The sequence below is a fragment of the Blautia sp. AF19-1 genome (assembly GCF_003479155.1).
In the GTDB taxonomy this organism is placed as follows: Bacteria; Bacillota; Clostridia; order Lachnospirales; family Lachnospiraceae; genus Fusicatenibacter; species Fusicatenibacter saccharivorans.
Genome location: NZ_QUGQ01000002.1, coordinates 12,972 through 36,120, shown reverse-complemented (window position 1 = coordinate 36,120; position 23,149 = coordinate 12,972). Strand labels below are relative to the sequence as shown.

The following is a 23,149-nucleotide window of genomic DNA, read 5'->3' as shown; positions in this document are numbered from 1 at the left end:
TACCCTTTCATGCTACAGATTCAGCATATCAAAAAAGAATACCGGACCGGGACGCTGGTACAGAAAGCGCTCGACGATGTGTCCTTAAATTTGCGCGACAACGAGTTTGTCGCTATTTTAGGGCCGAGCGGTTCCGGAAAGACGACGCTTCTGAATATCATCGGCGGCCTCGACCGCTACGACAGCGGCGATCTGATCATCAACGGCATTTCCACGAAAAAGTATAAGGACCGCGACTGGGATTCCTACCGGAACCACACGATCGGCTTTGTCTTCCAGAGCTACAACCTGATCCCGCACCAGACCATCCTTGCAAACGTAGAGCTGGCGCTTACCATTTCCGGTGTTTCCAAAGAGGTGCGGCGCAAAAAAGCAATCGCGGCACTTGAAAAGGTCGGTCTTGGAAAACAGCTCCACAAGCGGCCGAGCCAGATGTCCGGCGGTCAGATGCAGCGTGTCGCCATCGCCCGCGCTCTTGTCAATGATCCGGAAATTCTGCTTGCCGATGAGCCGACCGGCGCGCTCGATTCCGACACCAGTATTCAGGTCATGGACCTGCTGCAGGAAGTTGCCAAAGAACGCCTTGTCGTCATGGTCACACACAATCCGGAGCTCGCCGAGCTTTACGCCAACCGGATCGTCACCCTGCGTGACGGTGTGATCTGCTCCGACACGAACCCGTTTGAGCCGGATTCCGAAACCCTGCTTCCGCCCAAACACAAAAACATGGGCAAATCGTCGATGTCCTTTCTGACGGCGCTCTCCTTAAGTTTTAATAACCTGCGCACCAAGAAAGCGCGGACCTTGCTCACCTCGTTTGCCGGCTCAATCGGCATCATCGGCATTGCACTGATTCTGGCACTCTCCTCTGGTGTCAACGAGTATATTCAGAATATGGAAGAGGAAACTCTCTCCGAATATCCTCTTCAGATCCAGAGCACCGGCTTTGACCTCACTTCGATGATGGTCGGCTCACAGAATGCCGGCAAAGACTCAAAAGATTCCGGCAAAAAGAATGAAATCAAAGTCCAGGAAGTCGTGACCAACATGTTCTCCACCATGAACTCCAACGATCTCGCTTCCCTGAAAAAGTACCTTGACGGCGGTGCGGACGGCATTTCCGACTACACAAATGCCATCGAATATTCCTACTCCGTCACGCCGCAGATCTACCGCGAAAACGGCGATTCCATCCGCCAGGTGCACCCGGACCAGTCGTTCCGCTCGCTCGGCCTTGGCGCAAGCTCCAACAGCATCATGTCATCCATGATGAGCACCAACGTCTTTTACGAGATGCCGGACACCGCTTCCCTGTACGAGAACCAGTACGACTTAAAAGCCGGACACTGGCCGGAAAACTATAACGAATGTGTGCTTGTCCTCACTTCCGACGGCGGAATGAGTGATTTTCTGCTCTACACCCTGGGGCTCCGCGATGCACTCGAGCTGGATGAGATGGTCCGCCAGTTTTTAAATGAAGAAACCGTCGAGACCCCTTCCTCCATCGGCACGTATTCCTACGATGATATCCTCGGCACCACGTTCCGTCTTGTGAACAGCGCCGACTGCTACGAATACGACAGTCAGTATCAGGTCTGGAAAGATAAAAGCGACAACGAAGACTATATGAAAAAGCTCGTTGCCAACGGCGAAAAGCTCACAATCACCGGTATTGTCCAGCCGTCCCCTGACTCTGCCGCCTCTGCCCTGACTGCCGGCATCAATTACCCGGCATCGCTGACCCGCCACGTTGTGGAGGAAGCAAAGAAATCCGAGATTGTGAAACAGCAGATGGCGGACTCCTCCATCGATATCTTTACGAATCAGGAATTCGGCACCGTGGATCAGAACAGCGGTCTTGATATGGATTCCTTTATCACTGTCGATGAGGACAAGCTGCAGAACGCTTTCCAGTTCGACGATTCCGCACTCTCCGGTGCTTTTTCCGGTGATTCCATGAACCTTGATTTTTCCAGTGCCTTTGCGGACGCCGGAAGCAGCATGGATCTCGCGGGTGCGATTGACCTCAGTCAGATCTCTCTTAATTTCGACGGACTGCCGCAGCTTGATCTTGGCCAGATTTTATCCGGGCTCACTCTCAATGTCAGTGAAGACGGCATGCAGGAACTGGCTTCCAGCCTCATGGAGGGCTATCAGGGCTACGCCTCGGAGCACCCGGAGGCGGATTATTCCCATTTACAGGAGGATCTCGTCTCCTACATCAATTCCACGGAAGCACAGGAAATCCTGCGGCGCCACATCCAGACCATCATTGCGGACGGCGGCGGTGTTTCCATTACACAGGAACAGATCCAGGAACTCATTCAGCGGATCTTCAAAGGGTATCAGGCATACCTGATCAAGATGGGCTACACCGATCCGGAACAGTTTGATGCTTATCTTGCGGAGTATCTGCAGACCGAAGAAGCTGTTCAGATCATCAACGACTGGATTTCCGAGGTGATGCAGAACAACGGCAATATCGAAATTACATCCGACCAGCTCACTGCGCTTGCGACGGAGCTTTCCAACGGTTATCTCGCTTACGTGAAGGAGAACGGCCTGCCGGATCCGACGGAGATGGGCCAGCACTTTATCGCCTATCTGAACACGGCGGACGGCCAGCAGCGGCTGAACAGCGGTATCACAAAAATCGTCGATCTCGACGGACTGCAGTCCCAGGTTTCTTCTGCGCTCACAAACTACATGGCAGGCGTTATGGGAAGCTACTCCGCTTCTGTCGCCTCGGTTCTGCAGACACAGATCACTTCCGCGATGGAACAGATGATGACGCAGATGGCCTCTGCAATTCAGTCCGAGATGGAGCGCGCCATAACGCAGGTCGGTAATTCTCTGCAGGATTCGATGGGCGATGCCATGAAGATTGACACCGATGCCTTTGCAAGTGCCTTCCAGATGAATATGACTGAGGATGATATGAAGGAGCTCTTCGCTTCTCTTAGTTCTTCCGGCTCTTCCACCTATGAGGGCAATCTGCAGAAACTGGGCTACGCTGATTTTGACGAACCTTCTTCGATCAGCATTTACCCGAAAAACTTTGAGAGCAAGGAACACGTTGTCTCCATCCTCGACGGTTACAATGACACGATGGAAAAAGAAGGCAAAAACGAGCAGGTAATCTCGTACACCGATGTGGTCGGCACTCTGATGTCCTCCGTCACGGATATCGTCAACATCATCAGCTACGTGCTGATCGCTTTTGTCGGCATTTCCCTTGTGGTTTCCTCGATTATGATCGGCGTCATCACCTATATCAGTGTTCTGGAACGTAAGAAAGAGATCGGTATCCTGCGCGCGATCGGTGCTTCGAAACGCAATATTTCGCAGGTCTTCAATGCCGAAACCTTCATCATCGGACTCTGTGCAGGACTGATCGGCATCGGGCTCTCGCTGCTTCTGATGATTCCGGGCAACCTTCTGATCCACCATCTGGCGGATACGACGAAGGTCAGTGCTTCTCTTCCACTCGTCCCGGCGCTTGTTCTGATTGCACTCAGCGTCGTTCTGACCCTGATCGGCGGTCTGATTCCGTCGAAGAAAGCGGCAAAAAGCGATCCGGTTACGGCACTCCGGACAGAATAATCTGATCCTTAAAACACACTTTGCAAGTACGCAAAAAGCGGCCGGCAGAGGCTTTTCAAAAGTCCCGCCGGCCGCTTTTTTCTATCTTAAACTTTTATTTTTCTTCCAGAGAAAATCCATGCTCTGTCCGCACCAGTGTCGTCTCATAAAAGGTCTTTGCGAACTGCACCAGATAAGCAGTATCTTTGGCACCTGCCGTCTCATACGGGGAATGCATCGCAAGCTGAGCCATTCCGATATCCACGCTTGTTACCGAGACAAGAGAGTTCAGAATTGCGCCGAGCGTGCTTCCGCCCGGAATGTCAGCGTGGTTTGCGAATACCTGGCACGGTACGCCGGCCTTCTCGCAAATCATCTTTGTTACGGCTTCCGAAACAGCATCGGTCGTGTATTTCTGGTTTGCACTCTGTTTGATGACAACGCCGCCGTTCATGTAGACGCGGCTCTTCGGATCGTATTTCTCCGCATGCGCCGGGTGGAAGGCATGTGCATTGTCAGCAGAAACAAGGAAGCTTCCCGCAAGATCTCTGTGATATGCAATCGTGTCTTTTCCACAGGCTGCATTGATATGCTGCAGTGTCTCTGTCAGGAACGAAGAATCCGCACCCTGCTTTGTGAGGCTTCCTACCTCCTCATTGTCAAAGATTGCGCAGACATTGACCTGGCCTGTTGCCTTTGCAGCAAGAAAGCCCTTTAAGGAGCCAAACGCGCTCTGCAGGTCATCCAGACGCCCACTGGATAAAAACTCTTTTCCGGCACCCCAGATGGATCCTTCCACTCGGTTATACAGATAAAGCTCCATGGAGAGAATATCCTCTTTTGCGGTATCCGGCAGAAACAGCTCATAAAAATGATCTTTCGCTGTCTCATCACCGAGAATCGGGAGCATGTCGGTCTGCACACTGTATTTGATTCCGTTGTTGATGTCACGATTCAGATGAATCGGCAGATTCGGGATCGTCACCAGATCTCGTCCGGCATCAACCAGCACGGATTTCACGCTGTTTCCGTCACGTACCACCATGCGGCCCGCCAGGGAAAGCGGACGGTCAAACCATGGGGAACGGATCATTCCGCCGTAGCCCTCCACGTTCAGGCGGGTGTAATGACCATCCGTCACGAATGGGTCCTCTCCCTTTACTTTAAACGTCGGACAGTCGCTGTGGCTTGCGATGATCTGGTAGCTGGAAAATGCGCTCTCAGGGATCTGGAACGCAATCACCGAGGATTCATTTCTCGTCACATAATATTTTCCGCCCGGAACGAGACTCCATTCTTTTGTCTCCTCCAGTTTTGTATATCCATTTTCGTTCAGCAGATCGCCGGCTTCTTTTACCACATGAAACGGGCTTTTGCACCGCATGATAAAATCGAGCAGCTCCTGCGCTGTATTCAGGTATTCCATAGTTTTTCTCCTTTGCATATATTCAAACGCTTCTTCTATTTTATAAAATCCCGCTGTCTTTTTCAAGACCCAAAAACCTGTGGGAACTTACTGTATCACTCGCAATCATCATTTCGAAGCGGATATTCGCAATCCGCTTCGCTACTCGCACATAAAACCAGCCGCTGCTTCGCAAAAAAATCCCGCACAGACAGATTTTTATTTTCTGTCGTGCGGGACTTACTTTTTCCGTTTTTTCTGCTATGCGGAAACCTGATTTCCGGTATACAGCTGGTAATATTTTCCTTTCTGTTCCATCAGCTGATCATGGGTACCGCGCTCAATAATTTGTCCCTGCTCAAGAACCATGATACAATCGGCGTTTCGTACGGTGGACAGACGATGTGCGATAACAAAGGTTGTTCTTCCACTCATCAGCTTATCCATACCATCCTGAACAATGCGCTCGGTACGGGTATCGATGGAGCTTGTCGCCTCATCGAGAATCAGTACCGGCGGATCTGCAATGGCTGCACGCGCGATCGCAAGAAGCTGCCGCTGACCCTGGGACAGATTCGCACCGTCTCCGGTCAGCATTGTGTCATAGCCCTGCGGCAGACGCATAATGAATCCGTGCGCATTCGCCAGTTTTGCTGCTGCTACAACCTCATCCTCCGTCGCATCGAGCTTTCCGAAGGCAATATTTTCTCTTACCGTTCCCGTAAACAGATGTGTATCCTGCAAAACAATGCCAAGCGATCTTCTCAGGTCATCTTTTTTGATCTTTCCAATGTTGATCTCATCGTAACGGATCTTACCTTTCTGAATATCATAGAAGCGGTTGATCAGATTGGTAATGGTTGTCTTTCCGGCTCCGGTAGAACCGACAAACGCGATCTTCTGACCCGGCTCTGCAAACAGCGATACATCGTGCAAAACAATTTTATCCGGGTTGTAGCCGAAATCAACATGTTCGAATACCACACGGCCCTGCAGCTCGCGGTAATCCACAGATCCATCTGCCTGGTGCGTATGCTTCCATGCCCATTTTCCGGTACGCTCTTTCGTCTCGGTGAGTTTTCCGTTTTCTTCCTTCGCATTGACAAGCGTTACATACCCCTCGTCCAGCTCCGGCTCTTCATCCATCAGTCGGAAAATACGTTCCGCTCCTGCAAGTGCCATAACAATTGCGTTCAGCTGCTGGCTGACCTGGTTGATCGGCATGTTAAAACTCTTGTTGAAGGTCAGAAAGCTTGCCAGACCACCGAGCGTAAAGCCACCGACGCTGCCAAGGGCAAGTGCACCGCCTACAATTGCACAGACAACATAGCTCATATTTCCAAGCTGTGCATTGATCGGTCCGATAACATTTGCAAACGCATTGGCATTGTAAGCACTCTCATACAGATTGTTATTAATTTCTTTGAATTTTTCGATATTCTCCTCTTCATGACAGAATACCTTGACAACCTTCTGGCCATCCATCATCTCTTCGATAAAGCCGTTGACTTTACCAAGATCCCTCTGCTGTTTTACAAAGAAATTTCCGGAAAATCCGGCCACCTTTTTTGTCACTCCCAGCATGATAGATACCATAACCAGCGTTGTAATCGTCAGCGGGATGTTCAGAATCAGCATACTGACAAAGACACTGACAATCGTGATTGCACTGTTGATGATCTGCGGGATACTCTGACTGATCATCTGACGCAGGGTATCAATATCATTTGTATAAATCGACATGATGTCGCCGTGCGCATGGGTATCAAAATATTTGATCGGCAGCTTTTCCATATTGCCGAACAGATCATTTCTCAGATTCCGCAGGGTTCCCTGGGATACATAAATCATGGTACGGTTCTGAACGAACGCAGCCACAATACCGATTCCGTAAAATCCGGCCACCCGCAAAATTGCGTGGAGCAGCGGGCCAAAATCCGGATCCGGCTGGGTCAGCATCGGCGTGATATAGCCGTCAATCAGCGTTTTCATAAACATCGTTCCCTGTACATTTGCCAGGACATTGACAAAAATCGCAATGACAACAGCGATGCAGTGTACCGTATAATCCTTTAATACATATTTCATAATTCTGGTAAAGATCTTCATCGGATTCTTGACCTGCGGTTTCACCCCTCTTGGAGGTCTTGCTCCCGGCCCCTTTACCTGCTGTACTCTCTCTGCCATTCCTTACTCACCTCTCTTTTCGTCAAAGTCTCCGCCGCCACCGGTCTGAGACTCATATACTTCGCGGTAAATTTCATTGGTTTTCAGTAATTCCTCATGGCTTCCAAAACCATTTACTTTTCCGTTCTCCATGACAATGATGCGGTCTGCGTCCTGCACACTGGAAATACGCTGTGCAATGATCAGCTTTGTCGTTTCAGGGATCTCGGTCAGGAATGCCTTCCGGATTTTCGCGTCGGTTGCGGTATCGACAGCACTTGTACTGTCATCCAGAATCAGCACCTTTGGTTTCTTCAGCAGTGCTCTCGCGATACAGAGGCGCTGTTTCTGCCCGCCGGATACGTTGGATCCGCCCTGCTCGATGTAGGTGTTATAGCCCTCCGGCATCCGATCGATAAATTCATCGGCGCAGGCAAGACGGCAGACACGCTTGCACTCTTCTTCCGAAGCATTTTTATCACCCCATCGGAGGTTGTCGAGAATAGTACCGGAAAACAGCACATTTTTCTGTAAAACAACGGCTACTTCATTTCGCAGCGTTTCCATATCGTAGGAGCGGACATCCTTTCCGCCGACCTTAACGGATCCATCTGTTACATCATACAGACGGCTGATCAGGTTGACAAGACTTGTCTTCGCACTTCCGGTTCCGCCAATAATACCGATTGTCTCACCCGATTGGATGGAAAGATTGATATCCGAAAGAACCGGCTCGCCGGCTCCTTTTTTGTAGTTGAAATAGACATGATCGAAGGTAATGCTTCCATCCGGAATCGAAAAGTCCGGATTCTCCGGATTATCGAGATCACTCTTCTCATTCAGGACTTCTGAAATACGGCGCGCACTTGCAAGGCTCATTGTGATCATAACGAATACCATGGAAAGCATCATAAGGCTCATCAGAATGTTCATGCAATAGGTCAGAAGGCTCATCAGTTCTCCGGTCGAAAGACTGCTTCCGACAATCATTTTGGCGCCGAGCCAGCTGATCAGAAGAATACAGCTGTACACGGTCAGCTGCATCAGCGGTGCATTAAAGGAAAGATTTTCTTCTGCTTTACAGAAAATTTTATAAATATTTTCGGACGCTTTGTGAAATTTTCCTGTCTCATAATCTTCGCGCACATACGCTTTTACCACACGGATTGCGGATACGTTTTCCTGCACACTCGCATTTAATTCATCATATTTTGGAAATGCCTGCTCGAAATATTTGGTTGCAGACCGCATGATCAGAAACAGACACGTTCCAAGAAGAATAACGGCCACCAGATAAATGCTCGCAAGGCGTGCATTGATGTAAAACGACATAATCATTGCAATGATCATACTCGCCGGTGCACGCATGCACATACGAAGGATCATCTGATATGCATTCTGCAGATTCGTCACATCTGTGGTCAGACGGGTGACAAGACCTGCTGTACTGAATTTGTCAATATTGGAAAAAGAATATTCCTGGATATTTTCAAACATGGCCTGACGCAGATTTTTTGCAAATCCGGCAGATGCCTTTGCTCCATATTTTCCGCCCATGATACCTGCAAACAGACCGATGGCTGCTGCCACTACCATGAATGCTCCCACCACGTAAATGTGATGGAGATCGCCTTTTTCTACACCGTTATCGATAATGGATGCCATCATAAGAGGAATGATCATCTCCATGATAACCTCCAGAATCATGAAAATCGGAGTGGCAATGGAGGCTTTTTTAAACTCTTTTACCTGTGCTCCAAGTGTTTTTAACATGATGTCTCTCCTAACATATTTTTTACGTTGTTTTTGACCTGATCGATGACACGGTAGAAAGTGTCAAGATCTTCTTTTGAAATTCCCGCAACCGTCTGTTCTTCCAGCATATCGATCATATCTTTCGTCTTCTCGTGAAGCTCTCTTCCGGTATCGGTCAGCACCAGTTTTTTCAGCCGCGCGTCATAGGGAACGGACTCCCGTTTGATGTAGCCCTTTTTCTCCATGAGCTTTAAAATGTTGGTCACGGTAGAGCGGCAGATCTTAAATTCCGCTTCAATATCTTTCTGGAAAATATCTTTGTGCTCGTTCCTGCACAGATAGCCCAAAATCCACCCGTGCATGGCCGTCAGTTCATCGACGCCCCGCTCTCTGGCGGCTGCCATCAGGTTCCGTGACATCATATTGTCCAGCGTCCGCAGTTCGTGGCCGATTTTTCTTTTTTTACAACACACGCTGCTTTTTTCCTCCTTTCCCCTTTGCTGCCGTCCCCATCTGTTCGTTATAAAACTGTTTGAATAAGGACTGTTCCATAAGCAACTGTTCTATAGATGACTGTTTCATATTAAACAGTTCGCTATAGAACATTCTAGGAGGTTTTGTGGGAAATGTCAACCTGTTTGCGTAAAAAAATCGAAAAAAATGCTCCGGATAAAAGTTTTTCACTTTCCGCCCGGAGCATTCCGCTCGTTTATTCTTCGATTTTTCTTCTTAAATAGCTTCCCACCATATGGGAAAAGTTGCGGATATCGCGCGCATACGCGAAATCCTTGCCGAAAATCTTCTGCTCCGCCATAAGCTCCGTCTCCTCGCCTACAAAGACCCCAAGCACCGAGACACCCTGCTGCCTGAGGCGCCGCACCTCAGTTGCCGTGTCATGCAGTGCATAGTCATCCCGGTACGGCTTTGGATTTCTCGCATTCGGCCGGTTCACCAGCACATCGTACGGCTTTCCGTCGCTTAAGAGGATCAGCAGCTTCCGGTCCTCCTGGCGTTTTAAAAGATCCATCCCCGCCGCCTTGACAGCAAGCCCGTCGCGGTTGTTTGAGGATGTGATATACTCAAAAATATTGCTGTTCTTCTCCCGCGGATCGTCGTAATCGCGCATCCGGTGCAGGATCGTGTAATCCCAGAACGTACAGAAGCTCATCACGCGGAACGGGATGTGCAGGCGGCTTAAGGTCTCCGCCAGAATGTACGTCTGCAGTGTCACATTCTCCTGGCGCGGCCGCTGGGAACCGCTCGCATCTACGAGAATATCCACGACAAAATCCAGCGAATTCCGCCGCTGCTCCAGCCGGAACAGATCCGCATTCTGGCTCCGTCCCACCTTCCACATCCGCGCGGGCTGTAAAATTCCGTGGTCTGCATCCGCAAACGACTGATCCTCCTGCAGCAGCATCGCTTTTTTCAGTTCCTGATACAGCAGCGAAATGTTCTGCCGCACCGCGCGGTGCTGGTCGTAATAGGCATGAAGGTTTTTATCCTTCTGCTTCTGCGCGTAGGAGAGCTGATAATACTTTCCGACCGGATTTTTCAGCACACCCTCCGTGTAATAGAGGCTGCAGTCGCTGTGGATGCCGCGGCAGAGCTGGTAATTCCGGCTTTTCTCCTCACTCTCCGAGAGCCACGTTTTTCCGTAATTGCGCTGAATGTACTGATACATCCGTGCCAGCGCTTTCTCATCGACGACAACGACCTTTTTGGTATCGCTTCCCGCTGTTTTTTCTTTCTTCTCTTCCGCCTCTTTTGATGTGAAATTTGTCATATCAAGCGAAACTCGCTCCAGATATGTCTCGAGCCCGTCCTCATACAGCTCTTCCGAAAGGAAATCCTTCCAGGAATACTCGGTGAGCTCCTCGATCGTTACCGCAAGAACCGAGGCAAGATCACCGTGCTTTTTCACAAATGCGGGATCGACGACCTTATTGTACAGCTCGTCCGTCACCCGGATCAGTTCCATTGTATCCGCTGTTTCGGATGCGTGCTTCAGCAGTTTCATCCACTCCCGCGTTTTTCCCGAGTATGAAGGGCTTTTCCCCTCGTCCTCCTCTCTTCTTCCGCGCAGATACTCCAGTTTCAGGCGGCCTGTCTCATTTTGGGATAAAGATTCAAACGAGTGGTCCAGTATTTCCTCCGCTGCTCTCCTTCGAAAGCCCTTGACACCGGGGCGCTCGCTTTCGAGCCGCTTCGATACGGCCTCCTCCGTCACCAGCTGGGCGAGCATCATCAGTTCTCCCTCCGCTGCGCCGCTGTAAACCTTCTTCACCAGATACAGGCTGTAGGCTTCCCGATCAAAGTAACACGAAAAGGCGCCCTGGCGGATTGTGTCGTACAGTACCGTATCCGGCTCCTTCGCATACCGCTCCACATCCGGTTTCAGCTTCAGCGTGTAGTCGCCGCTGACAGTCCAGACGAGATTGCGGATCCGGCTTTCCAGCTCCATCTCATGCGTTTTTAATGTTTCCTCTGTCACCATACGTATTTCCTCTAAAAAATATCCTGCGGCGTCCACTCTTCCGGAATCCGCGTGCGCACGACATCCCGCACGATCTCTTTTTCAAACAGGTCAAAGCATTTATTGACAATGCCGATCTGCACCGCAAGATACGGGGACAGCCCCTGGCGCATCGTGCCGATCGCTCCGAACAGACCGCGGAGGTCGAGCGCGCGCGTGGTGATTTCCGCCTGTTTTGCCTTTTTCTGCAGATCGAGGTAAAGGCCGGCCAGCGCTTCGCGTGCCGCCGGTTTCAGATCCGGGAATTTTGACTGCATCAAATAAAACAGTGTCTCTTCTGTAAGCGGCGGCATGTCAATCACCAGAAAGCGGGACACCAGCGCTTCATTCAGCTCCCTCGTTCCCGCATAGCCGTAATTCATCGTTCCGATCATCCGCGCCGCCGGGTGAAGCGGAATTTTATCGTAGCCCGGCACATCGATGATGCGGCGGTAGTCGAGCGCGGCGTGAAGAACACTGACCGCATCGTTTTTCGCCATGTTGATCTCATCGAGAATACCAAAACCGCCTTCCTCTGCACAGCGGTAAATGCTGCCTTTCCGGAGTGTGACCTCCTGGTTCTGGAACGTATCTGTTCCGATCAGCTCGGCGCTTCCTGTGTTTACATGGAAGGAAACGTTGTACGTCGGTCTTCCGAAAACATACGCCAGTGTCTCTGCCAGCACGTTTTTTCCCGTTGCCTTCTCGCCGGTCAGCAGCAGATTTTCGCCCTGCAGCAGCGCGGCAATTGCCATCTCCAGAATCTCTTTTCCGAAAAACGGGATTTCCGGCGTGCTCATGCGGTTCTCTAAGCCCTCCGCCACCGGATAGCTCTCGCGGAATTTCCGCACACTCTCAATTAACGCCCCGCTTACGCCCTGTTCCTGTAAAAATGAATCGTTCATCTTCTATTTTTTAATCCTCTCTGTCGTTAAAATATCGCTTTGCTTCTCTATAGTATACGGGATCCGGCCGCTTTCTGCAAGGTCGGACTTTGGCTCACTGCCCGCACAAAAAGACACCGGAAAACAGGTTTTCGTCCCATTTTCCGGTGTCTTGCTTCTATTTTATCTTCGATTCATCGATCGCATTATCCGCGGATTCCGAAAAGAATCTCCTCTGTGGAAGCTTTTGCCTCCTCGTCCAGGTTCTCTTTCTTATAGTTCTCATATCTCTGTTTGTGATGCGGATTCTCTGCCCACAGCTCGTCTGCGGCTTTTTTCCACTCAGCAGCATACAGATCACATTTTCCGCACAGATGCTCTGCGCTCTCCGGAGACTGCAGGTCGGTTGACTTCGCGCCGGTCTTCTCTACCATCTCACGCAGCAGTTCCGGATTTTCGAGCATCGGACATGGACGCAGGTGGTTGCGGTTGAACGGCTGTCCATCGCGGTATGCCTGGAACAGCGGCTGCTGCAGTGCTTCGATCAGGGAAACTTCGTTGATGTTGGCGCCGGAGTAATGGATGAAAACACACGGCTCCACATCGCCGTTTGCATTGATATGGCAGTAGTTTCTTCCTCCTGCGATACAGCCTCCGACAAACTCACCGTCGTTCTGGAAGTCCATAACAAAGATCTGTTTGTCACTCTTATCGGAACGGATCTCACGCAGTCTGTGATAGATATATTTTCTCTGCTCAACCGTCGGCATCAGCTCCGGTGCAGCGTCCATGCCGACCGGCATGAAGTGGAAATACCAGCTGTAACGGCATCCGTGCTCGATCAAAAGATCCAGGAACTCGTCACTTGTAACGGTCTCGAGGTTTGCTCTTGTGTAGCAGATGGAAGTACCAAAAAGCAGACCGTGTTTTTTCATCAGATCCATGGCTGCCAGAACTTTATCGAAAATACCCTCGCCGCGGCGTCCGTCGTTGACCTCCTCGAAGCCTTCCAGAGACAGGGAGAAGGAGATATTGCCGAGCTTCTGAACCGCCTCACAGAACTCCTCGTCGATCAGGGTTCCATTGGTGAAGCAGTGGAATTCACAGTCATGATGCTCTTCTGCCAGACGCAGGATGTCTTTTTTGCGCACAAGCGGTTCACCGCCGGTGAACATGTAGAAGTAGGTTCCCAGCTCTTTTCCCTGGCTTATGATATCAGAAAGTTTCTCATAGGAAAGATTCAGCTTGTGGCCGTATTCTGCTGCCCAGCATCCGGTGCAGTGCAGGTTACAGGCACTTGTCGGGTCCATCAGCATCGTCCATGGGATGTTGCAGTTGTATTTTTCACGGTTCATACGGATCTGTTTCGTTCCGACGAAAGCTGCCTGGAATCCCAGGTTCAAAGCAGTCATTTTGATCACCTGCGGATCCAGCTCGTCCAGTCCGCGGTTGACATACTGTACCCATTTGTTGTCCGGATTCTGCAGCATGGTGCGGATATTGTCGAACGTTTTCTCCGCAAACATATTTCCGGTAAATTTCTGTACAAAATCCGTCAGATTCAGCAGTGCTTTTGTTCTGTCATCTCCGTGGTTCACATATTTTAAAACACCATCGATCGCAGCGCCTGCAGCGGCTCTTTCTACTTTCATTTTTGCATCCATTGTTCACGATCTCCTTTGTAATAGTTTAATATTTTCGCCCGGAATTGATCTGGTTTTGAATACCACATCCTGGCTTTTTCTCATTATATTCTCCATATTTGGAAAATACAACCCAAAATTCCCTCGTTTTGGACATATCAAAAAAAGTGTCCCACGCGGGAACACTTTTTCCTGTTTTTCTCTTTCTGTTATGTTTCACATTGCATTTTCGGATTCACACAGGGCATTTCCTAATTTTCGATCAGAACCGCACGGATCGGGCCGCCGTATTGGTGTTTCTTTTGGATCGGCGCAGCCACGAGAAAATAATGACCAGAGGTCACTTTCTCCAGATTCAGATTTTCAACAATCACCGTGCCTTTTTTCAGTAACTGCTGATGAACATCATTCCCTGATGTCTCATTTCCGACGGTTTCCTGCTCCACACCGAGCAGCACCAGTTTTTTCTCTGCCAGGTAATCTGCCCCATCGCGTGTAATCTGCGCATCGCCGCGGATCAGGAGACGTTCACAGTCTTCTTCCATGACCTCCTCGAGCACTTCTCTTGTCACTTTTCCCTCAAGCTCCGCCACCTGACAGATGCCAAGTGACCGGTCGAGCGTCGTCTGCGCCGTTCCTTCCTCCGTCATCAGATGACGCGGCGCGTCCATTGCGGAAAACTGCTCTCCGGAAATGTCATATAATTTCATATTTTCCTATCCTCAAACCGGGAAACTCCCGTCTTTCTTTTTTCCAATATTTGCCGATACTGCCAGATTCTGCCGGCAGCCAAACCTTGTTTAGTATAGCCTATTTTCGGACGCTTTACAAGGCTCATTTCTGCAAAAATTCTGACTTTTATACAGCAATCCTGTCTGCAATAAACAATTTGTCATTTTCACTCCCCTGATGTATAACAGAAATATCCAAACGGTTACGCTATCTTTCAAAAGGGAGGGAAATCTTATGAAACTCCGGCTAAGCCCGTGGATCTGCGCCACGGCTTCGCCGGAGTTTTTTACACTCTTCTGGTTTACGGAATCAGACGGTGAATGTCTCTTGGAAACAGGGATGCGTTCCGCACATTTTCAAATCCGAGAAGCCGTGCCGTAAACCGCTCCAGCCCAAGACCGAGGCCGCCGTGCGGGGGCATGCCACAGCGGTGCATCATTAGATAGCTCTCAAACGCTTCAACATGCATGCCGCGGCTTTCGAGCTTTTCCACCTGCTCCCGGTAATTGTGGATGCGCTGGCCGCCGGTCGTCACCTCAAGGCCGCGGAACAGAAGGTCAAAGCTTTCCGTCTCTGCCGGATTTTCTCTGCTGTCCATCGCGTAGAACGGGCGCTTGGCGCTTGGATAATGTGTCACAAATACGAAGTCACTGCCTGTCGTTTTCTTCACGTATTCGCACAGCAGTTTTTCCTCCTCCGGTTCAAAGTCCAGTTTCTCCGAAAAGGCTCTTTTGTATACGCGGCTCACCAGCTCTTTCGCCTCGGAAAAACGGATTCTCGGAATCTCCGTGATCACCGGCACCTCTGCTTTTAAAAGCGAAAGCTCCGCTCCGCATGTCTCCTGCAGCCGTCCAAATGTGTACCGCAGCATTTCCTGCTCCATCGCCATGATGTCCTCAAAATTCTCGATATAGCCCATCTCAAAGTCCACGCTTGTATATTCGTTCAGATGACGCGCCGTGTCGTGCTTCTCCGCCCGGAAGACCGGTGCGATCTCATAGACACGCTCGAAGACGCCGACCATCATCTGCTTGTAAAACTGCGGGCTCTGCGCCAGATATGCCCGTTCGCCGAAATACGACAAAGAGAAGATATTAGCTCCGCCCTCGGCTCCCGCCGCTACGAGCTTCGGTGTGTGGATTTCGGTGAAGTGCTGTCCATCCAGAAATTCGCGGAACGCCTGACAGATCTTTGCCTGGATCTGGAAAATCGCGCGCTCTTTTTCGTTGCGCAGCGTAATTGGGCGATAGTCCAGCAGGTTCTCAATCGAAGTGTTGACCCGCCTCTGGTTGATGACAACCGGCGGTACTTCTTCCGGCTCGGAGAGGATTTCCACTTCTAACAGATGCAGGTCATACCCGCTTCTGGAACGCTCTTCACGGATCACCTCCGCGGTAAACCGGACACACGCCTCTTCTTTTAATTCCTCCAATGCAAACCGTGCATACGCCGGCTCGTACACGCACTGTACCATCTGCCGTTTCGTCCGAAGCAGCACAAATGCAAATGAGCTCATTTTTCGGATTTTGTAAATGCTTCCATGTAGCCGCACGATTTCGCCGATGTGTGCTCCTAACTGCTCTGCTTCGAGTTCCTCTGTTTTTCTTACTTTTACGGTATTCATTTCTGTCTTCATAGTCTTTTCTGCCTTTCTGTTCTGATTTTTCTTTATCGCCGCAAAATCAGCAGAAAATCCATATGGACATAATCTGTATGTCCCATACGATCACAACCCTTCTCTGATGTAAATTTCAAGTCATTCCCGCATGGATAAAAAATGGCAAAGAAAAACCACACAGGGTATTTCTTTTTCTCCCGGTGTGGTTTCCCTTTGCCTTATCTTCCACACAGGTACAACACAATCAGCGCCTGTACCTGTGAAGTATAGTAGTCTTCACTCTGATACAAGCGCTATCAATCGTCGTCCCTGTGCATCTGTACGCTGTGCATCTCGTTCATCGTTGATAACCTCTGTTTCGTAGTTTTGTTGTATTATAATTCTGCGTTCCGGTTTTGTCAACCCTTATTTTCCGTAATCGATGATCACCACTTCCGCTTTCGTCCCGATCCGCATCGGCGGTCCCCAGAGACCCACGCCGGATGTGACGATGCTGTACATGTCTCCGACTTTCTTCATCCCGCAGGCATTCTCCCACATCAGGCCGGTAAGGATATTGCCTGGGAAGAGCTGTCCGTCGTGCGTATGGCCGCCAAGATCAAGGTCTGCGCCTGCCTCTGCCAGCTCGGTCAGCTCCGACGGCTGGTGGTCAATCACAAAAACTGGAAGCGACTGGTCCAGTCCGGTAAGCAGTTCGGACGGCGTGTCGCGTGTCTCCTGCGTTTTGCGGATCCGGTCGGGATCTTTTCGGCCCGCCAGATAAAAGGCATCATCGATACAGACCACATCATCCTCCAGCAGATGAATCTTCGCGCGGTCCAGAAACTCACCGAACCGGCGGTCGGCGATGCGCTCCTCCTTCGTCTCAAACGTAAAGCCCGCGAGAATCTTCTCATCGAGATCGTGGTTGCCGTAGCAGGCGTACGTGCCGTACCGGCTCTTTAAGCCCGCCAGAAGATCCGCCACGCGGTCCGGCTCATAGATGGCATCGTACTCATTATCAAAAATATCCCCGGCAATCACAACGACATCCGGCTCCTCAGCATTAATTTTTTCCACCATCTCTTCCATCTGATGACTGCCGATGCTGTACCCCAGATGAAGATCTGCGACGAGAGCAATTTTCAGATGTGCATCCTTTTTCGATGGAACCTCATATCGTGTCGTGTAAATATGGACTGCATGCACCATTCCGTAGATGCACATTCCCGTCACAAAAAGGATCGCGCCAAGGCCGACCGCTTTCAATCCCATCGGAGAATACAGCCAAGTTTTCGTCAGTGCCGTATGCGCAAAAATGAAGCGCAGCAGCACCAGAATCGCGGTGAAGCCAAGAAAATACAGATACATGCCAAGCCAGCAGTTGCTGATGACCTTTAAAATCCGGTGAACGGGATCTCTTTTGATCAGAAAGCTCGTCAGCAGGGAAAGTGCAAAAAATGCATACAGCACCAAAATGACACCCAGCACGGCCGGATGGCGGAACAAAGGATGCACCTCCTTCATCCACCGCAGCAGCCAGTAGGCGGTAAATACATTTGCCAGTATGTAGACCGGCGCAAGAAATATTGCAAGCATACGTATGTTTCCTCTCTTTTTCGATTCAAATACAGGGCAGGAAAAAGCGTGCCGAACGAAACGTTTCCGGCACGCTTTTTTGCCAGGCATTCATCAGAGTTTTTTCTCTATGATATCAAACAGCTCACGTCTCCGCTTCCGCCAGCGCCAGCCATTTGCAAGTTTGTTGTAGAAATAGAACGAATCCACAAGCACCATGTTCAGGCGGCCGATCCGGTCTTTCGTCGTTCCGTTATAATGTTCTCCGCCGCATTCGATCTGCGGGCACGTTTTTACGTAGGCGATCAGATCATCCTCACTTCTGATGGTATCCGGCAGCTCGGTGTACGCTTTTCCGATGCAGTTCAGCCGGTGCGCATCGCTTCCGCCAAAGCCGGGCTTATTGAATTTCTCCGCCAGCCGTTTCGCTTTTGCGTTCGTCTCCGCGCTCTCACACGCATTGAAAATTTCAACAAAATCGAACTGCGGGAGAAGCTGGGCAATCCGCTGCTGATACTTTTTCTTCCGTTCATTCGTGCTGATCATGCTCATAAATTTTTCGCCGTACGGATGCGCCGGTCCTAAAATTCCGCCGTACGCATGGACGATCTTGACAAGGATCGATCCCGGCAGGCCGCGCAGCTCCAGAATTTTTAATTTTACGCCGAACGGCATAATCACAAGAATGTGGCCGCAGTCGCACGTATCGTACTCAACACCTTTTAATACCACAAAATCCTGGTGTGCTCTTCCCTTGATGGCATTCTTCCACTCGCGGTATCCGTCATAGGAATCGTGGTCGGATACCAACATTCCTCCAAATCCTTTTCGTTTCAGTGTTCGGATGTACTCCTCAATCATGACTTTTCCATCCATCGAACCCTCTTTTGTGTGGCAGTGCATATCAAATTTCATGCAAAACGCCTCCTTTTATCTTCCATGTTCGAAAACCATTTCGTTTTTCCTATTTTTCTGGAATCGTTTCGGATGGTTCCGCCGCGTTTTTGGCGCGGCAGAATCGATAGTTTGTACCATCTAACTTTATTTTACCACTTTTTCCACAAAAGAAAAAGAAATTTCTTCTGAAGATCTGGTAAATTTTCCTTAAGGAATGGAGTTTTTAGACAATTCCTGTTCTTTGTCCCTGTTTTTACCGTGTTCTTTTTGCTATGATAAAAACAGCTTATTTTACTTGATCGGAGGAACACATTATGAATTCACAGGACATTACCCGCGCACTGATCGACACAACAGTTGCACGCGCGATGGTGGAGATGGACGCAGATCCGAAACGCAGCGTCCGCAAGCTCTGCGATCTTGGCCGCCAATTTTCCCGCGGCCGCTTTCAGAATCAGATTTTTGCCATTTTTCAGGATCTTCTGCGCAACGATGAAAGCCCGTATTATCAGGCGATCGACTTTCTGCTGCGCAGCAACGATCCGGAAGCGCTTCGTCAGTTCGGCATCAACATCGGCTACAACAGTTTTACCTACGGTGCGCAGATTCTGCGCCAGAAGCAGAAAGAACTTTCCTTTGCTGTTCCCTGGGTTGTCAAGCTCCGTCTCGACAGCCGCATCCCGGACACTTACGATTCCTCGTTTTTTGCATCCGTGGTCAGAACCGGTCTGACATACGGCATCTACTCTTATCAGCTCCGCTCCATGGATCATCATGAGGATATGGAATCCTACCTTGCCGTTATCCAGTCGCATCCGGAATGCGCGTTTCTCTGGTTTCTTTCCGATACGCCGCTTACCGAAAAACAGCAGAAACTGCTTTTATCCTGCCCGAACCTGATGGTTTCTCTTCCAATTGATGCCCCCTCAACGGCTTCCATGGCAAAAGCCCTGCGCCGTCAGAAAACGCTGTTCGGTATGCACAAAGTCTATCAGGATGCAGATGCTGCCGCTTATCTGCTCTCTTTTGACCACCTGTATTCCCAGATGGAACAGAGTGTCTTTTTCTTTCTGGTCGCAGATGATTCGTGCTCAAAAGAAAGTATCCGGGCTGTTTCCGATGTTGTTCAACAGTACCGCTTCACCCCCATACAGCCATTCTTCCCGATCGAAGTGCAGGAAGACTCCCGCAAAATTGAGCAGATTATCACCGCCAATCCGGCGTATCTGCTGCTTCTGCCGGATCACATGGCCCGCACACTCGATACGCCCACCGTTTCCTTTGAAGAGTTGTCTCTTCGGAATATATTTTACCGTGAACTGCTCGCAGATGCATAAAAGTACAGCCAAAGCGGAATTTTATTTCTTTGGTTCCGCTTTGGCTGCTATTTTTTCTGATGATCTGCATATCACTTCTTTCAGTTCTTCGACAAACGTTTCCGGTTCCAGCTCGCTTTCCATGGAAAACCAGCGCAGAACCGCGGTCAGGAAGGCATCACAGAAGAACGTTACAAACAGTTTCTGATTCTGTACCTGAAAGAGATCCTGTACAAAAAACGCCATGACCGGCTCGAGCATCTCGTAAAAGTAATCCTTAAAACTGTTCTGCCCTTCGATCCTCAGGGCACTCTGGTAAAATGCTTTATTCTGATAGAAAATATTGCAGACCGCCACCAGCACATCCCATTCATTCTCAAAGTTCTTTCCGCCCATGTTTGTCAGAAAGTCCACATAAAAGATCCAGTTTACCAGATCGTATTTATCTTTAAAATGATAATAAAAGCTTTTCCGGTTCAGACCGCATTCCTCGCAGAGATCTGAAATACTGATTTTCGCAAAAGACTTGCATACCATCAATTTTTTCATTGCATCTGCAAGCGCACTCTTTGTACTGTTGGAATCCGCCATCTCTTCTCTCCCTCTCTTTTCGACCGTTTGTGCTATTATTCTACACCATCTTTTTCCTTTATGCAAGAAAAGCGCACCAGGAAAAGGCTGTATTTCCTTTTTCTGGCACGCTTTTTGCAATCATGCTTCTTCCGTTTTTCCATCTGCCTCCAGTGTGAACCAGAATGCCACACCGTTGTCGTAATTCTGGCAGCCGCACTGCTGCTGGAAGGAATCCATAATGGCTTTTACGATGGAAAGGCCGATGCCGCTTCCGCCGTATTCCCTTGTTCTCGCTTTGTCCACCTTGAAGAATTTCACCCATACCTTGTCGAGATCCTCCTCCGGGATCGGGTCCCCGGTATTGAAAACGGTTGTCTTTACGACATTCCCTTCTTTTTTGCAGCTGATCTCAATCGTGTGGTCGTAGTCCAGATGGTTTAGGGCATTCGTCAGATAGTTGGTGATAACCTCCTCGACTTTGAATTCATCGCCCCAGACATAGAGCGGGTCGCCGCCGGTAAAGAGCACTTTTGCCTCTTTCTGGCGGATCAGGATGTCGGAGGACTGCAGCACGCCTTTAATCACGGCGTTCAGATCGAACCGTTCCATATTGACCTGATCCTCACCGAACTCGAGTTGGTTCAGGTTCAGGAGTTTTTTGACCATCTCGTTCATCTTTGCCGCCTCGTCGATGATGACATCGCAGTAGAACTCGCGGCTTTCCTCGTCGTCGTTGATGTTGTCTTTCAGGCCTTCCGCATAACCCTGAATCAGAGCGATCGGGGTTTTCAGCTCATGTGTGACATTTGCGAGAAACTCGCGGCGCATTTCATCAATCTGCGTTTTTTTGTCAATATCTTTCTGCAGCTCAACGTTCGCACTTTTCAGCTCGGAAATCGCCTGCTCAAGCTGTTCGGACATGACATTGAAGTTGTTTCCAAGCTCGCCGATCTCGTCTTTTCCGCCGCTCACGTAGCGGGCATCGAAGTCAAGGGCTGCCATTTTTTTCGAAATTTCGGTCAGCTCCTGCACCGGACGGACGATCTGGCGGGTGATGATCCAGATCACAATGGCACCGATGATGATGATCGGAATGCCGATAAAGAGGTAAAACTGGTTGGAAAGGCCGACCGCATCCGTGATGCTCTCCAGCGGGCATCTTGCAAAGTAGCAGTTTCCATTGTCAAACCAGCCGATGATCTGCAGATACTCGGCATCGGCGTGGCTGTCGTAGAATTTCTGGATCTGATAGTTGTCTTTGCTGTCAACGACTTTGGTATTTGCCTGCTCGTTTCCGCTGATCAGGCCGAAGATCAGGGTCTGGAGGCTCTGGCGGTCGGTTGCGTTGGAATAGACGAAGCTGCTGAGCTCCGGTCCGGTGATAATGACTTTCAGGTTGTTGGTAGCGCAGAACTGCTCGAAGGTATCAGGGATATCGTCGCTGTCTCCGCCTGTCGCATTCAGTTTCTGAAAGCTCTCTGCCAGAATGTGTTCTTTATCCCGGATATAAAAGGACCCGAGAAAGAAGTAATTGATCAGGCCGATGATAAGCAGGGTAGCCGCCATGGTCGCAATAAAAGTGTAGGCAATTCGTTTTTTGACGGAGTGTTTTCTTCCCTTTTGTGGCATTTTCAAGTGAAACCGGTGCTTTTTCTCCGTCTGGTTTCCCATTGTCACACGAGAATCTTCTGCAGGTATCTCCATGGAAGTCTCATTTTGTTTTTCTGTTCCGTTCATGATTCGTCCGCCTCGAATTTATAGCCCATGCCCCAGATGGTCTTGATTAAATCGCCTTTGTCGCCCATTTTGCTGCGAAGTTTTTTGACGTGGGTGTCGATGGTGCGGGCGTCGCCGTAGTAGTCGTAGTTCCAGACGTTGTTCAGGATTTTTTCTCTGGAGAGGGCGATTCCCTGGTTTTCGAGGAAGTAGGTGAGGAGTTCGAATTCTTTATAGCTTAACTCCATTGGTTTTCCGTCAATGGATGCCATGTGGGCGGCTTTGTCGATGCGGATGCCGCCGGCTTCTAATACGTCGTCTTCGCCGGTTTTGCCGCTGCGGCGCAGGATGGCTTCGACGCGGGCGACGAGGATTTTCGGGGAGAATGGTTTTGAGATGTATTCGTCTACGCCGAGGTCAAAGCCGAGGAGTTCATCGCGTTCTTCGCTTTTGGCGGTGAGCATGATGATCGGGACTTTGGAGTTCTGGCGGATTTCGCGGCAGACCTGCCAGCCGTCCATTTTGGGCATCATGACGTCGAGGATGATGAGGGCGATGTCTTTCTGGGCGTAGAAGGTGTCTACGGCCTGTTCGCCGTCACCGGCTTCGATGACGTCGTATCCGGCTTTTACTAAGAAATCTTTGACGAGTTTGCGCATGCGGCTTTCGTCGTCTACTACTAGGATTTTTAATTTTTCCATGAGTTTTGTCTCCTTTATATGACGGACGGAAAACGCCCGGCTGCCCACCCGCTCGTGCTTTTTCCTGATCTCGTTGTGTTTTTATGTTT

At 49.9% G+C, this 23,149-nt stretch carries 16 protein-coding genes; 2 read left to right on the top strand and 14 right to left on the bottom strand.

The window, feature by feature from the left end:
* Positions 1–9: 9 nt before the first annotated feature.
* Positions 10–3,603, top strand: coding sequence for an ABC transporter ATP-binding protein/permease (locus tag DWX26_RS01275; RefSeq protein WP_118600596.1), 3,594 nt, complete (start codon positions 10–12; stop codon positions 3,601–3,603).
* 94 nt (positions 3,604–3,697) lie between these two features.
* On the opposite strand, the gene DWX26_RS01270 is transcribed toward DWX26_RS01275, so the two are convergent.
* From DWX26_RS01270 to DWX26_RS01220, 11 genes are all read right to left on the bottom strand, one after another.
* The gene (locus DWX26_RS01270; protein ID WP_118600594.1) at positions 3,698–5,008 is read right to left on the bottom strand and encodes a M18 family aminopeptidase; all 1,311 of its coding nucleotides are present in this window, start codon (positions 5,006–5,008) and stop codon (positions 3,698–3,700) included.
* A gap of 240 nt (positions 5,009–5,248) precedes the next feature.
* The gene (locus tag DWX26_RS01265; protein WP_117509074.1) at positions 5,249–7,174 is read right to left on the bottom strand and encodes an ABC transporter ATP-binding protein; all 1,926 of its coding nucleotides are present in this window, start codon (positions 7,172–7,174) and stop codon (positions 5,249–5,251) included.
* A gap of 3 nt (positions 7,175–7,177) precedes the next feature.
* On the bottom strand, positions 7,178–8,926 hold the full coding sequence (locus tag DWX26_RS01260) for an ABC transporter ATP-binding protein (RefSeq protein ID WP_117760378.1): 1,749 nt from the start codon (positions 8,924–8,926) through the stop codon (positions 7,178–7,180).
* Positions 8,920–9,381: a MarR family winged helix-turn-helix transcriptional regulator gene (locus DWX26_RS01255; RefSeq protein WP_242991099.1), complete on the bottom strand. Its 462-nt coding sequence runs from the start codon at positions 9,379–9,381 to the stop codon at positions 8,920–8,922. Before DWX26_RS01255 ends, DWX26_RS01260 begins: the two co-directional genes overlap by 7 nt.
* Positions 9,382–9,617: 236 nt before the next feature.
* Positions 9,618–11,405, bottom strand: a complete 1,788-nt coding sequence (locus tag DWX26_RS01250) for a cobaltochelatase CobT-related protein (RefSeq protein ID WP_118600592.1) — start codon at positions 11,403–11,405, stop codon at positions 9,618–9,620.
* 11 nt (positions 11,406–11,416) lie between these two features.
* Positions 11,417–12,328 (bottom strand): AAA family ATPase, encoded by a 912-nt coding sequence (locus DWX26_RS01245; protein WP_117800888.1) that lies wholly within the window; start codon positions 12,326–12,328, stop codon positions 11,417–11,419.
* 185 nt (positions 12,329–12,513) lie between these two features.
* Positions 12,514–13,971 carry a radical SAM protein gene (locus DWX26_RS01240; RefSeq protein WP_118594711.1) on the bottom strand — a complete coding sequence of 486 codons (1,458 nt, stop codon included), beginning with the start codon at positions 13,969–13,971 and terminating at the stop codon, positions 12,514–12,516.
* 230 nt (positions 13,972–14,201) lie between these two features.
* A complete protein-coding gene (locus DWX26_RS01235) occupies positions 14,202–14,660 on the bottom strand; it encodes a hypothetical protein (RefSeq protein ID WP_117800885.1) in 459 nt (152 codons plus the stop codon).
* A 323-nt stretch (positions 14,661–14,983) separates the two neighbouring features.
* Positions 14,984–16,318 carry an aspartate--tRNA(Asn) ligase gene (aspS, locus tag DWX26_RS01230; RefSeq protein ID WP_330422973.1) on the bottom strand — a complete coding sequence of 445 codons (1,335 nt, stop codon included), beginning with the start codon at positions 16,316–16,318 and terminating at the stop codon, positions 14,984–14,986.
* A gap of 387 nt (positions 16,319–16,705) precedes the next feature.
* The gene (locus DWX26_RS01225; protein ID WP_022463295.1) at positions 16,706–17,878 is read right to left on the bottom strand and encodes a metallophosphoesterase; all 1,173 of its coding nucleotides are present in this window, start codon (positions 17,876–17,878) and stop codon (positions 16,706–16,708) included.
* 93 nt (positions 17,879–17,971) lie between these two features.
* Positions 17,972–18,772 (bottom strand): PHP domain-containing protein, encoded by an 801-nt coding sequence (locus tag DWX26_RS01220; RefSeq protein ID WP_117812860.1) that lies wholly within the window; start codon positions 18,770–18,772, stop codon positions 17,972–17,974.
* A 296-nt stretch (positions 18,773–19,068) separates the two neighbouring features.
* Between DWX26_RS01220 and DWX26_RS01215 the strand changes: the two genes are divergently transcribed.
* Positions 19,069–20,091 (top strand): hypothetical protein, encoded by a 1,023-nt coding sequence (locus DWX26_RS01215; protein WP_055218180.1) that lies wholly within the window; start codon positions 19,069–19,071, stop codon positions 20,089–20,091.
* A gap of 21 nt (positions 20,092–20,112) precedes the next feature.
* On the opposite strand, the gene DWX26_RS01210 is transcribed toward DWX26_RS01215, so the two are convergent.
* The 3 genes from DWX26_RS01210 to DWX26_RS01200 all read right to left on the bottom strand — a co-directional run bounded on the left by DWX26_RS01210 (position 20,113) and on the right by DWX26_RS01200 (position 23,060).
* On the bottom strand, positions 20,113–20,661 hold the full coding sequence (locus DWX26_RS01210; RefSeq protein ID WP_055218182.1) for a TetR/AcrR family transcriptional regulator C-terminal domain-containing protein: 549 nt from the start codon (positions 20,659–20,661) through the stop codon (positions 20,113–20,115).
* A 120-nt stretch (positions 20,662–20,781) separates the two neighbouring features.
* A complete protein-coding gene (locus DWX26_RS01205; RefSeq protein WP_243030467.1) occupies positions 20,782–22,380 on the bottom strand; it encodes a sensor histidine kinase in 1,599 nt (532 codons plus the stop codon).
* Positions 22,377–23,060: a response regulator transcription factor gene (locus tag DWX26_RS01200; RefSeq protein ID WP_055218183.1), complete on the bottom strand. Its 684-nt coding sequence runs from the start codon at positions 23,058–23,060 to the stop codon at positions 22,377–22,379. The genes DWX26_RS01205 and DWX26_RS01200 overlap by 4 nt, the downstream gene beginning before the upstream one ends.
* Between the last annotated feature and the right edge of the window lie 89 nt (positions 23,061–23,149).

Excerpts from the sequence above, each read along its gene's own strand:
- DWX26_RS01275 (WP_118600596.1), top strand. The coding sequence starts at position 10 with ATGCTACAGATTCAGCATATCAAAAAAGAATACCGGACCGGGACGCTG.
- DWX26_RS01270 (WP_118600594.1), bottom strand. The coding sequence starts at position 5,008 with ATGGAATACCTGAATACAGCGCAGGAGCTGCTCGATTTTATCATGCGG.
- DWX26_RS01265 (WP_117509074.1), bottom strand. The coding sequence starts at position 7,174 with ATGGCAGAGAGAGTACAGCAGGTAAAGGGGCCGGGAGCAAGACCTCCA.
- DWX26_RS01260 (WP_117760378.1), bottom strand. The coding sequence starts at position 8,926 with ATGTTAAAAACACTTGGAGCACAGGTAAAAGAGTTTAAAAAAGCCTCC.
- DWX26_RS01250 (WP_118600592.1), bottom strand. The coding sequence starts at position 11,405 with ATGGTGACAGAGGAAACATTAAAAACGCATGAGATGGAGCTGGAAAGC.
- DWX26_RS01245 (WP_117800888.1), bottom strand. The coding sequence starts at position 12,328 with ATGAACGATTCATTTTTACAGGAACAGGGCGTAAGCGGGGCGTTAATT.
- DWX26_RS01240 (WP_118594711.1), bottom strand. The coding sequence starts at position 13,971 with ATGGATGCAAAAATGAAAGTAGAAAGAGCCGCTGCAGGCGCTGCGATC.
- DWX26_RS01235 (WP_117800885.1), bottom strand. The coding sequence starts at position 14,660 with ATGAAATTATATGACATTTCCGGAGAGCAGTTTTCCGCAATGGACGCG.
- aspS (WP_330422973.1), bottom strand. The coding sequence starts at position 16,318 with ATGAAGACAGAAATGAATACCGTAAAAGTAAGAAAAACAGAGGAACTC.
- DWX26_RS01225 (WP_022463295.1), bottom strand. The coding sequence starts at position 17,878 with ATGCTTGCAATATTTCTTGCGCCGGTCTACATACTGGCAAATGTATTT.
- DWX26_RS01220 (WP_117812860.1), bottom strand. The coding sequence starts at position 18,772 with ATGAAATTTGATATGCACTGCCACACAAAAGAGGGTTCGATGGATGGA.
- DWX26_RS01215 (WP_055218180.1), top strand. The coding sequence starts at position 19,069 with ATGAATTCACAGGACATTACCCGCGCACTGATCGACACAACAGTTGCA.
- DWX26_RS01210 (WP_055218182.1), bottom strand. The coding sequence starts at position 20,661 with ATGGCGGATTCCAACAGTACAAAGAGTGCGCTTGCAGATGCAATGAAA.
- DWX26_RS01205 (WP_243030467.1), bottom strand. The coding sequence starts at position 22,380 with ATGAACGGAACAGAAAAACAAAATGAGACTTCCATGGAGATACCTGCA.
- DWX26_RS01200 (WP_055218183.1), bottom strand. The coding sequence starts at position 23,060 with ATGGAAAAATTAAAAATCCTAGTAGTAGACGACGAAAGCCGCATGCGC.